A 12,087-nucleotide genomic window follows, 5' to 3' on the forward strand; every position below is an offset into this window, starting at 1 on the left:
GTGCTTGATATGAGGCGTAAAACGATCTTAATAGTGGATGACGAACCTCGCCTGGTAAGACTGGTTAAAGTTAACTTATTGGCCAGCGGTTACGAGGTGGCGACAGCCGCTGATGGAAAAACTGCAATAAATTTATTAGAATCCTCCAACTATGATTTACTGATCCTCGATATTATGCTTCCCGGCCCTTTCAACGGCTTTGAAGCATGTAAAAGGATCCGTGAATTCTCCGATATCCCCATTATCATGTTAACGGGACGGACTCGTGAGCAGGACCGGATACGTGGTTTTGACGCGGGCGCCGACGATTATTTAACCAAGCCTTTTAGCGTTGAGGAATTACTGCGTCGCGTAAAAGCAGTCTTACGGAGAACACAGCCATCAGAGGATTATCTAAATTGCCCTGCTTATTCATTTGGCGACCTGGTAATTAATTTTGCCCAAAAGCGGGTCTATCTCAGGGGGAGAGAAGTGAGGTTAACCGCTACAGAATATCAGATCCTTTACCAGCTGGGCAGTCATGCTGGAAAAGTAATTACGCATGAGGATCTGCTGACCCGGGTGTGGGGATCAGAATACCGTAATGAGCTGCACTACCTGAGAAATTATATCAGCAGTTTACGAAAAAAAATTGAGGATGACCCGGGCAATCCGAAATATATTCTTGGTAAACACGGAATAGGCTACCAGCTGGCAACTGAATTATAAAATAATAGTCCTTTTGATACTCTGCCAAGCAAGGCAGAGTATTTTTTTTTATGAAATTCTTATATTTATAGCACTCTTTATTATGATTTATTTATGGAATATCAACTAGATTATAGTTGTTAGTTAATCATCAGCGCGTTTGTAACAATAATTACGAATGCCCTGAGTCATTTGGAGGCGCCAATGCTTACACGGGAAGAAGTTCTGGAAAAGGCTAAGGAAGAGCATGTAAAATTTCTTCGTTTGCAGTTTACCGATACTTTCGGCACATTGAAAAACATCGCTGTGACGACCGAGGATATGGAACGGGCCATGGCCGGCAAAATCACCTTTGACAGCTCTGTGGTGGATGGAGTGGTCAGCAACCATGAACAGGATATCATATTCCGTCCAGATATTTCCACTTTCGTAGTGTTCCCCTGGCGGCCCCGGAATGAAGCTGTGGCCCGCTTCATTTGTGATGTGGAGAATCCAAACGGGACTCCCTACCCTGGCTGCTCACGTAGCGTCTTGAAACAGGTACTGGATGAAGCCGCCCGGATGGGTCTTGAAATTTGGGTTGGCGCAGAGGTGGAGTTCTATCTATTAAATATAGACGACAACGGCAACCCAACCACCAATACCCATGATCGTGCCGGTTTTTGCGACTTAACCCCGGTCGACCTGGGTGAAAACGCCAGGCGTGACATGGTGCTGACCATGGAGGAAATGGGACTGGACATCGGCTTCAGCCATCATGAAATGGGGCCGGGCCAGCATGGTATCGCTTTAAAACTTGATAACGCCCTGTCTATAGCTGATAAGCTGGTAACTTTCAAGTTTATCGTACGTACCATTGCCCAGCGGCACGGTTTGCACGCTTCCCTGATGCCTAAACCACTGAACGGCATGCCTGGTTCGGCGCTATACTTTCACATTTTGCTGCGCCGCAAAGAGTCCGGGACTTTTTTGGAACCGGGGCAAAATTTACAACTGGACCAGGAGGTCGGGCACTTTATCGGGGGTATCCTGGCTCATACCCGTGCCAATACCGCCATTACCAATCCACTGATTAACTCTTATAAACGGCTGGTACCCAGCGAACGCACCCCTACTTATGTAGCCTGGTCGGAAGAAAGCCGCAATTCAGTGCTCCGCATCGTCGCGCACGACGGGCCGGGCTCCATGGTGGAAGTACGCAACCCCGATCCGGCTTGCAACCCATACCTGGCTTTAGCCTTAATCCTTAAAGCAGGTTTAAATGGCATCCGGCAGCAGCTCCCACTTCCTGCCCCTCTTTTAGAAAACACATCTCAAATACTTGCGCAACAAAATCCTGAGCTGCGAATTGCCCGCCTGCCCTTCACCCTGGAAGAAGCGCTGCGGGAACTGGCCTCTGATCCCTTGGCCAGGTCCACCCTGGGTGAATATATTTACCGGACATTCGCCAGGACCAAGGGTGAGGAATGGGAACGTTTTCAGTTATTTGTGCACCCCTGGGAACTGGAAGAATATCTCACTAACTACTAGCAATTGTTCTTACTTTTGATGGGGGGGTGATTGGCTAATCAATACATTTAAATCAATAAAGCGATAGAGCAAAATTTTCAATAAATAAATTGACACATTGGATTAAGGGGGCTTTTTAAGTGAGTTTTTCTCAACAGGTAATCAGCGAAATAATGGACGGGGTGACGAAAAGAAACCCCGGCGAACCAACGTTTCACCAGGCAGTTATGGAAGTACTTGAATCTTTAGAACCGGTAATTGAAAAACACCCTGAATATGCGGATATTCTACACAGAATAGTAGAACCGGAACGGCAGATTATTTTCCGGGTGCCGTGGGTTGATGACAACGGTAGGCTCCAGGTCAACCGGGGGTTCCGGGTCCAGTTCAACAGCGCCATTGGACCTTACAAGGGGGGCTTGCGTTTTCATCCTTCCGTAAACGTCGGCATTATCAAATTCCTGGGATTTGAACAAATATTTAAAAACTCCCTGACCGGTTTGCCCATTGGCGGCGGCAAAGGCGGGAGTGATTTTGATCCCAAAGGCAAATCAGACGCTGAGGTCATGCGTTTCTGCCAGAGTTTTATGACAGAGCTTTTCCGGCACATCGGGGCTGATGTCGATGTCCCGGCCGGTGATATAGGGGTTGGTGGCCGGGAAATCGGATATTTATACGGCCAGTACAAAAGGCTTACAGGAGTGTACCATGGCGTGCTTACCGGCAAGGGGCTGTCCTACGGCGGAAGCTTGACCAGAACCGAGGCTACCGGCTATGGGCTGGTCTACTTTCTTGAAGAAATGCTAAAGGAAAACGGCCAGGACCTGGCCAACAAGACGGTGGTCGTGTCCGGTTCCGGCAATGTGGCCATTTACGCTGCGGAAAAGGCCCGGCAGCTTGGCGCCCGCGTGGTAGCCATGAGCGACTCCAACGGTTATATTTTCGATGCCGATGGGATTAACCTGGCAACTATCAAGCAGTTAAAAGAAATTGAAAGACAAAGAATTAAAGCTTATGTTGAGCGCCATCCATCAGCCGAGTATCACGAAGGGCCAAAGGGCATCTGGTCAATCAAGTGTGATATAGCCCTTCCCTGCGCTACCCAAAATGAAATCGACGAAGAATCAGCCTCGCAGTTGGTAGCCAACGGAGTTAAATTTGTCGCCGAGGGCGCCAATATGCCCTCCACCCCGGAAGCGATAAAAGTGTTCCAGGACAACCGTATTCCTTTCGGTCCGGCAAAAGCCTCGAACGCCGGGGGCGTAGCTACCTCGGCACTGGAAATGTCCCAGAACAGCATGAGATGTTCTTGGACCTTTGAAGAGGTGGACGCCAAATTAAAGGGCATTATGATCAATATTTACCGCGAGACCAGCCGGGTAGCCAGGGAATACGGTTGTGAAGACAACCTGGTGGCGGGAGCAAACATCGCCGGCTTCCTCAAGGTGGCCGACGCCATGATGGCCCAAGGGATAGTGTAAACGCTATCCTATTACGGATAGCTAAAATTAAGAAAAGAGGGGAGAAAAACCATGACGCAATGTCCGCTGGCCTATACCGACCCCTGTTCAGAATGCGATCAATTTGGAACCTGCAGCCCAAGCCAGGCTGTACAGAAGCTGGTTATCCTGGAAAACATGGTGGAAGAACTAAAGGTGATGATACAGAGCCTTATAGATAAAAAGTAGTCCCTGTTTCATATAGTATGCTTTTCATGTGTATTAAAACCACCTTAGGGTGGTTTTTGTCATTACCTGAATGAAGAGCACGATAATACCTAACATCTCTTGAGCTAGGCTTCTGCTCAGATGGTTGGCAATAGACGCTGGCGCAATTGATGTTTAATAATTCAGCCTGGCGCTTGACACTGATATGAGCGTTGTTTTGTCAACGAAGTCTTTTCTTCCAGTCTGGCCCGATAATTTCTTCAGATTTTATTGAGTCAGTCTACCTCAGATGACCACAGTGCTTATACCATACTCAGCGGTGATTTCGTTGACAGTGGGGGCTTGCTGCAGCACCTCCACAGTGGGGGCTTGCTGCAGCACCTCCAGGACCACCTTGCATAAATTCTGCTGAATAATAGTTTCTCTTTTTCATGTTTCCAGTATAACTTACATTTTTGATTTTGTGTCTCACTCTATGGGAGCATTATAAAGTTAACTTTAAAGATTACTATGGTTTTTCATATTCGGCAGAAAAAACCTTATATGCCAGAACTGAAAACAAACAGAGTGAAAAACTATTGGCCTTAACGGGGCCACCTTTGAAATTTTATTACGGGGGTCAAAATAAAGAATTAACTAAGTAACAAAGGAGTTATTGCAAATGTAGCAGTAATATAAGAAACAGTTATACATATTAATATCCCAAGTATCCAGAACAATGGTGAGCGATTTTGTTTGGAACGAGTATAGTAACAAAGACCTGCTAGCGATAAGCCCAATAAAAGCAGGAAAGCGATTATTCCAGGCCAGAAGATAGCCAGAGTAATTGGGGATTTGGAAATTATATATTCCGGGCTGCTTACTGCTAAACGTGCCGAGGCTACAGGTACAAAGGTGGTCATTGTTAATACCACAATAACTGCAACTCTTAACAGTTTTAATTTAAGCATTCAAACAACTCCTTCCTAAGTCATAGTCGGTGGAAATCATTATTTATTTCTCTTGTCAACATTGATATTTTTAAGACATATCTTATTACTCGGATTTACCGGAGTCGAGTTCATTTCAAGATAGGCAAACTTTTAAGTTGATCATATTTATTCGCCAGCTCCGGTGACAGATTACCAGCCTGAACAAGGAGATCTTGCGATTCTTGCACCTGACCCTGCTTGTCCCGCAGGGCGGCTAACCAGAGAGAAGCCGCTCCCTTTGTCTTATTATCGGCAAGAGCAGCCTGCAGGTTGCTGTCGGCTTCAGCCCATTTCCCAAGCAGATACAGAGAAGAGCCTAAGTAAAGTTTAACCGTTGGGGTTACCGTCATCGGTGGGGCATCTTTCCAAAGGCGTTTTTCCTCTTCGCCGAGGGTTTCTATCTGTCTTTGGATTTTGGCCGGCACTCCTGCTACTTGTTCCAAATATTGTTTCGCCGCGTCGCGATTGTCGTCGGTTAGTTCGTTATATCCGGCTACGAAGTAGGCCTGGGATAGGAGCTCGTACCGCTGGATCTCGAATGGGGCCAGGGAAAGTGCTTTATGGGCGGCCTGCACGGCTTCATCATTTTTCTTCGCTGCCGCATAGATGACGGACAAATCTGCGTAGCGAACGTCGTTGTATTGACTCAACTTCACCGCCAGACAGGCCTCAGCAATGCTCTGGTCCATTTTGCCCTGAGCCAGATAAAGATGGGCCAGATCAATCCGGTAAACGGGATCAAGGTGATAAGTGGCGTTAGTTGGATTATAAACTGAAGCTTTTTGTAACAGGGCAAGGGCTTGATCATAGCTTTTAGCATGCTTTGCGTTTGTGTAACTGTTACTGGAAGCTACTAGAGCGCCGCTGAAAATAAGCAGCAAAACCGTCGCTACCGACGCTCCGACCAGAACGGCATTATTGGGCGGCACATATCTCCTGCTATTCTTCTCTTTGGCTTTGTTTGTTGCATGGCTCAAGATACCCCTTGCTAGACCGAAAAGGGTCCAGAGAACCATGGAGAGAGCAGATAAGGAAAGGTCAAAATCAATGACGGCGTGTATCCCCACTGAAAGCGCTGCTATGGTGATGGTCCAGATCAAGATCCCGGCGGAGACATCCTCCTTTGCCCCATGGCAGAGCCTGTTGGCGGTGTATAAAAAGGTGACCCATATACCCAGTATAGTAAGCAGCCCGAGGACGCCTGCTTCCACCATAATCTGGAAGTAATTCCCGTGTACCTGGTTGGAAATATAGAAATAGCCCTGGAAGGCGCGGTAGGCCTCCTGCCAGCCACCGCCGCCCCAGCCGATGATGGGACGCTCCCTGAACATCTTCATGGCATCATGATAGAAGTAAAAACGCTCGATAGCATTCCTGAACTTTAATATTATCTGTTCTGTGATTTTTTTTGCGATATCGGGATGCGTATTCAAATAATACGCCAGACCGACAGCAAGTACAATAACCACCAGCAACAAGATACCAATAGTTATTTTCTTATTTCCTTCAATCCGCCAACAAATGCCCCTTTTTTCTGCAGACAAATATAGAAATTGTCCCATTAGCGTCACTGTTAAACCAATAAAAATCCACAACCATGCCAGGACCATCTTTTGAGTGGAAACAGCTGAAAGAAACTGCCAGACGGCAATAGTCGAAGACATCCCGATAAGAGCAAAATGTAAAATTACCGGTATCCTGTTACATTTAGACAAACCAATGATGAAAAGGACAAAAACAAGTGAAAATACCAGGAGTCCACCATATGACTTAGTACCAAGAAGTACTGCAAAGAGCAGGAAATTCCCAGCGGCATAGAGATAATGGCTCATATTGTTTAAATTCAACCATGCCGGAACGTATTTTGATATTGTTCGTTTAACTACACCGTCCAACTCTTGTAAACTAGTCTTCCGCCAGAGGTAAAGCCCGATAAATATTACCGCTGCCAGATAGCTTGCCAGGGCGTTGGGGTACTGGAAGGAGGAATAAATCCGCCCGTTCAGAAAGCCGTCATTAATTTCAATGATCCCGGTGGCGGTGGCCAACCCTGCCAAAGCCACGCCGACGGCACTTATATAGATGATATGTAAAATGGTGACAATATCTTTATCGTTTCTTACGAGCCGTGAGGACAGCCAGTAAACCATAAAATACAGGGCGGTCTTGACCACCTCGTCTACCGCTAGTCCATAGTTGGCGGCCTGAAAGGCCGAAATAAGGTAGACTATGGGAAAGGCCAGGACGAAGTAGTCCAGCGGGTGGGAAAGGAAGCTGTTGTCACGCTTCGACCACTTCCACAGCCAGGCAACCCCGAAGAGAACGGTGGCAAAAAACAGTGCCCGTTCCTGCTCGGGCTGGAAGAATAATCCTCTGAAGTAAGGTGGCAGGAACAGTAAAACCCCCATTCCCCAAAAGGCAATCGCGTGGCCTAAATCCAATTGATTATTTTGGAGATTGCTCTTAACCGCTTCAATTTTCTTTTTATTCTTCGATTTCGCTGCAACCACTAGATTGGCTCCTTCTTTTTTCAATGTTATCTTTTATTAGGTTTTTACTAAATACAATGTTGTTTATTTCTGTATTAATTTACAAATACCTTCTTGGTCTGACTTTTTTGTCAAATTGGCATTTAAGTTTATTAGCAAGTTCCCGATCCTTCAGCAAACAATGATATGGCACAAGGTATTGTCAGGTGAAAATATTATAAAAAGGAGTGCAACTAATTCATCAATTGGCTATTTTGCATACATATTATATTCCTCCTCTTATATTCCTCCTCAAAATTATTTCAAACTTGGTCCTATATTACGAGGTATAATTACCTGCTAGAATTGCGATTCACTAATTCTATAATAGGGGATAAAGACTTTTTCAGTGTATTATAGGTCAGTAAAACAGTATATTAGGTAAATAATATTGATAAGCATTGTAATATCACTATAATCTAATTATAGAGAATATTGTATATTAAGTATTATTTGAGTTTACTCTTGTAGGTTACAGTATTCCTCCGTTTAGCAGGGTGAGCAATTCATCAGGCCGAACTTAACAGGAACATATATGTAGCCTCGTTACACGCAAGCCCGGTGGCCAAGCTAGTCTATGTTAGGCAAAGGCAGCATGATAAAGAGAAAAGACTAACCGTATAGCTTTTCACCCTCCTAAGGGGTATCCGGCGGCGACATGATGAAAAGAGTACGACAGCAAATATTTGACTTTGCAAATTTATACCTTAAATATTCTTGGATACAGCATTTGTATCGGACGAGACTACTGAGAGGCTGGAAGAACTATTTTTAGTATAGTTTTTCATAGTTTTTCTCCGATATTTCTAAGAATAATGGTTGTCTGAACTTATGCAAGTAATATATATTAAAAAAAGAAAACCTAAGGTTAAAATATGATAAATAAAAAATTTAATGAGAAATTAAAATATAAGTTTGCATTCTTTTGCAGAAAAGACTATCTCTATATAAAAAAAATACTTTTTTTTGTTAAACCATATAAATATTTATTTATTGCAACATTTATTATTATAATAACAGGAATTGCCTTAAGTTTAATACAACCACTGCTATGGGGTAAAATTTTATCCAGCTTATTTATGAAAAATTACGACCAATCATTTGTTTATACCTTATTTTTTTTTGTTGTATTTGCATTTCAAGCATTGTTAAGTTATATTCAAGGCTACTCATCTACTAACCTAATAAATAAAGTAATTTATGATCTGAAAAATAAGTTATATAAAAAAATTTTAAATATGCCAGTTAAATATTTCGATGAAATGGGAACTGGTGACTTTGTTTCACGTATTCACAATGATACCTCGGTTGTTTCATTCGTTATAATGAATTTATTTATTAACACAGCTGTTGATATATTAAAAATTTTTGTTGTAGGAATAACAGTATTCAATATAAACGCGTTACTGGCATCAATTGTTATTTTAGGTTTTCCATTCTCATATTTAATCTTTAAAAAATACAGTATATTGTTAAGAGAAAAGAACAATAAAATTCTAAGTCTCACGGATGACTATCTTAGTAAATTAAATGAATCAATCTGCGGAATAAGAGATATTAAAGCAATTGGATTAAAGAATATCGATTTTAGAATATTCTCTTCGCTATCTTTGGAAATAAGAAATAATAATATAGAATTAAATATTTTAAGCAATACTGCACAAACAGCGACACAAGCATTCAATTATCTATCCCAATTATTATTGATATTGATTGGTGGATACTTTGTTTGCAAGGAGACACTAAGTATTGAGTATTTTGTAGCGTTTTTCTCGTACTCCAGTATATTTAATAATTCATTATTAAATTTAACAAAGGTAAATTCAAGTTTGCAACAAGTCTTCTCTTCATCAAGAAGAATATTTGAGTTAATTGATAATTCAATATATCAAGAGGAAGAGTTTGGAGATAACGAAATTGAACAAGTTGTCGGAAAAATAAAATTTGAAGAAGTAAAATTTGAATATATGTCAAGCTTGCCAGTTCTTAGGGGGATCACTTTTGAGATACCCTGCAATAAAACAATAGCTATAGTGGGCAATAGTGGTAGTGGGAAGTCTACTATACTAAATTTGCTTCTAAGATTTTATGATCCATTATCAGGGGCCATCTATATAGATGATATCAATATAAAGGACTTAACAGAGAATAAATTAAGAAAAAATATTTCTATAGTAAGGCAAAATCCAATGTTATTTAATAAGTCAATAAAAGATAATTTAATGGAGGTAAATCCAAATGCAACAGAAGATGAAATGCTGGAATCATGTAAGTTAGCTTGTATACATGATTTTATTATGACTTTGCCCCAAAAATATGAAACATATATTGGTGAAAACGGAGTATTGCTGTCGATTGGTCAAAAACAACGAATTGCTATAGCTAGAGCTATTCTAAAAAAATCCAAAATAATACTATTTGACGAAGCAACTTCTTCACTCGATAACAATTTACAGTCTTATATAAATACGGCAATAAAAAAAATTTCAAAGAACCATACTGTAATAATTGTAGCTCATAAATTATCAGCTATTATTGAAGCTGATGAAATATTTGTACTAGATCAAGGTGTAATTTGTGATAGTGGCAAACACGAATTCCTAATTCAACATAATAGTCTTTATAATAAAATGTTCAAATTGGAAGCAGAATTATTAATAAAGAATGGAAGTTCTGAAAAAACAAAGGAGGAAATATTATATGATTTCAATGGGTCAACTACCAAAACCTTGGAAAGCGGGAATTGCTAAAGAAATTACTTTTTGTGTTACCGAAGATTGTAATTTATCATGCAAATACTGTTATATGACCGGGAAAAATAATATTAATAAAATGAGTTTTGATGTTGCGAAACAAGCAGTTGACTATATACTTGCTGATAGGGAGAATTTTAATAATGAGGCTATTGTATGGGGTTTTACGGGGGGAGAACCGTTTCTTGAAATTGAATTAATAGATCAAATAACAGATTATATAAAAATTCAAATGTATAGTTTAGAGCATCCTTGGTTTAATAATTATATGCTTCATTTTTCTACTAATGGAATTTTATATGATGCACCAAAGGTTCAAAATTATATTAAGAAAAATAAAGAACACTGTTCAATTAACATTAGTATTGATGGAAATAAAATTAAACATGACTTACAGAGAATAAAAAAAGATGGTAGCGGTTCATATGATGATGTAGTAAAAAACGTAAAGCTTTGGCAAGAACAGTTTATCGGGACTAGTACTAAATCAACATTTACTCATGAAGATTTGCCTTATTTGAAAGAAAGCATTATTAGTTTATGGGAATTAGGGATAAAGATGGTTGCTGCAAATGTTGTTTTTGAAGATGTATGGAATGATGGTGATGATCTAATTTTCGAAAGACAGTTAGTAGAATTAGCAGATTATACTATAGAAAAAAAGATGTGGGATGATTATTCTGTACGTTTTTTTTCTCCTGATATTGGTTTTCCTTTAACAGAAGAAGAAATGCAGCGAAATTTTTGTGGCACAGGTAAAATGCTAGCAATTGATTGCAATGGAAATTTTTTACCATGTGTACGATTTTTGGATATAAGCCTTAACAATAGAAACAATTATTCAATAGGGAATATATATACAGGTATTAATAAGGATAAGCTAAGACCGTTTAAAGTTTTGTCATTGAAAAATATAAGTAATATTGATTGTCTTCAATGTAATGTTGCATCGGGTTGTGGTTATTGTACAGGTTTTAATTATGATTATGCAAATACAATTTTTCAGAGAGCTACTTATGTCTGTAAAATGCATAAAGCTAATGTAAGAGCAAATAAATATTTTTGGGAAAAATTTGCCAAAACTACGGGTTTGGTTTCACCTAGGGAAGAATACTTAAGAAAAAGGAAATCACTCTCAAAGTATTTACTAATAATTACTTCTGACAAAATAACTCCACATTGTTCATATCGCAACTCACGTATAAACAAAACCGATATGAGTCAGGAGATATTATTATCTGGCTTGGATTATGCTAAGAAAAATGATTATATTCCGGTATTTTTGGGATTACCTCTATTATCCAATTTTGAAGCAAATGAACATCTTCTTATAATTGATGAAAAATCTTATAAGGGTCAAAATAATGCAATTATAATATACGATAATAACATCGAACACACTAAAATCCCACCAATTAATTCTATTTTATTAATAACACCAGATAACATTAAAAAAATCAGCAACTATATTATAAAATTAATAAACAATAATACTGAACGGATCAATTTGATCCTTGAAAATGTCGAAAATTGGAAAGATCATGATTTACATCTCTATGAGATCGAATTAAATAAAATTATTAGTTATATTGTAGAACGCTATTCAATTAACAAACATATTAAAATTAACGTACTTACTGATTTATTCGAACTTACAAAAATGAATAACTGTGATGCTGGGATTAGTACTATTTGTTTAGCACCAAACGGCAATTTTTACATTTGTCCAGCTTTTTATTTTAATAATTCCGATAACATTGTTGGCAACCTGAAAATGGGTATTAATAATAATTACTTAAATCATATTGACAAGTGGCCAATATGTTCTGAATGTGATACATATCACTGTAGAAGATGTTTATTTATAAATAAAAAATTAACAAATGAATTTTACATTCTGAATATGCCGGGTCAAACTGAACAGTTTGACCGCTGAGATTGAACAGTGTCTCCGTTTGAAACTGGACACCCT

General features: G+C 39.9%; 8 protein-coding genes and 1 pseudogene. 6 read left to right on the forward strand and 3 right to left on the reverse strand.

Features of this window, described 5'->3' with window-relative positions; translation table 11 throughout:
• Positions 1-9 precede the first annotated feature (9 nt).
• The 4 genes from Psch_RS05065 (at position 10) to Psch_RS05080 (ending at position 3,884) form a co-directional block, all read left to right on the forward strand.
• Entirely contained in the window at positions 10-708 is a 699-nt protein-coding gene (locus tag Psch_RS05065) for a response regulator transcription factor (RefSeq protein WP_134218836.1), read from the forward strand.
• A gap of 183 nt (positions 709-891) precedes the next feature.
• Positions 892-2,217 (forward strand): glutamine synthetase family protein, encoded by a 1,326-nt coding sequence (locus Psch_RS05070; protein ID WP_134218835.1) that lies wholly within the window; start codon positions 892-894, stop codon positions 2,215-2,217.
• Positions 2,218-2,336: 119 nt separating this feature from the next.
• Positions 2,337-3,677: an NADP-specific glutamate dehydrogenase gene (gene gdhA / locus Psch_RS05075; RefSeq protein WP_134218834.1), complete on the forward strand. Its 1,341-nt coding sequence runs from the start codon at positions 2,337-2,339 to the stop codon at positions 3,675-3,677.
• Between the two features lie 51 nt (positions 3,678-3,728).
• Positions 3,729-3,884 carry a hypothetical protein gene (locus Psch_RS05080; RefSeq protein ID WP_190239358.1) on the forward strand — a complete coding sequence of 52 codons (156 nt, stop codon included), beginning with the start codon at positions 3,729-3,731 and terminating at the stop codon, positions 3,882-3,884.
• A gap of 100 nt (positions 3,885-3,984) precedes the next feature.
• Here the strand turns inward: Psch_RS05080 and Psch_RS21605 are convergent.
• The 3 genes and pseudogenes from Psch_RS21605 to Psch_RS05090 all read right to left on the reverse strand — a co-directional run.
• A pseudogene (locus tag Psch_RS21605) lies at positions 3,985-4,296 on the reverse strand (IS3 family transposase); the annotation flags it as partial.
• 199 nt (positions 4,297-4,495) lie between these two features.
• Complete coding sequence (locus tag Psch_RS05085; protein WP_190239359.1) at positions 4,496-4,813, reverse strand: hypothetical protein; 318 nt, start codon at positions 4,811-4,813, stop codon at positions 4,496-4,498.
• A 110-nt stretch (positions 4,814-4,923) separates the two neighbouring features.
• Positions 4,924-7,344 carry an O-antigen ligase family protein gene (locus Psch_RS05090; protein WP_190239360.1) on the reverse strand — a complete coding sequence of 807 codons (2,421 nt, stop codon included), beginning with the start codon at positions 7,342-7,344 and terminating at the stop codon, positions 4,924-4,926.
• A gap of 893 nt (positions 7,345-8,237) precedes the next feature.
• Here Psch_RS05090 and Psch_RS05095 point away from each other — a divergent pair.
• Positions 8,238-10,112, forward strand: coding sequence for an ABC transporter ATP-binding protein (locus tag Psch_RS05095; RefSeq protein ID WP_190239361.1), 1,875 nt, complete (start codon positions 8,238-8,240; stop codon positions 10,110-10,112).
• The gene (locus Psch_RS05100; protein WP_190239362.1) at positions 10,063-12,051 is read left to right on the forward strand and encodes a radical SAM peptide maturase, CXXX-repeat target family; all 1,989 of its coding nucleotides are present in this window, start codon (positions 10,063-10,065) and stop codon (positions 12,049-12,051) included. Before Psch_RS05095 ends, Psch_RS05100 begins: the two co-directional genes overlap by 50 nt.
• Positions 12,052-12,087: the final 36 nt, after the last annotated feature.

The organism is Pelotomaculum schinkii (assembly GCF_004369205.1).
Classification (GTDB): domain Bacteria; phylum Bacillota; class Desulfotomaculia; order Desulfotomaculales; family Pelotomaculaceae; genus Pelotomaculum_C; species Pelotomaculum_C schinkii.